Here is a 497-nt window from a genome sequence, read left to right on the forward strand (position 1 = left end):
GCCGCTCGAACCTACGAACCGCTTTGGCAGGTCGTCGGACACGTCTGCAACCTCTTCACTGAAGAAGAATGCTACAACTTCTTCAAGGCCGCAGGCTATGAAACCGAATAGATTGGGAACGCTCTAAGGAAGAAGAGAGCGAAGCCGAATGGTGGGGTCAGGAAGCTGGTCTGCAGATTCACCGCGACGATGACGGCAAACCAATAGAGCATCTTGTCCGTCGTCAGAGTATTTCGGAGATCGCAAGGTTTCTCGTAGCGAGAGTTCCGGTTCGGTTTCCGTTTGAGATTATGCGGCAGCGTTCTGATGCTGCAAGCGGCGTTTCCGGATGGTCTGTTTCTTGATCTCCTCTCTCATTGACAGGATCTGTGCGCCGCGGCCGTGGTAGACATCGGCGGGCGTCAGGTTGCCCAGGCTCTCGTGGTAACGCTGGTTGTTGTAGTAGTCGACGAAGGCTTCGATCTGCCGCTCCAGGTCGCCAGGCAGGTAATAATTCT

General features: G+C 54.7%; 1 protein-coding gene. It reads right to left on the bottom strand.

The annotated features are described in order from the left end of the window. Positions 1-288: 288 nt before the first annotated feature. A partial coding sequence (locus tag EU800_RS26210) for an integrase core domain-containing protein (protein ID WP_207210025.1) occupies positions 289-497 on the bottom strand: 209 nt, incomplete at its 5' end.

This window comes from Tropicimonas sp. IMCC6043, from assembly GCF_004146235.1.
GTDB lineage: Bacteria > Pseudomonadota > Alphaproteobacteria > Rhodobacterales > Rhodobacteraceae > Tropicimonas.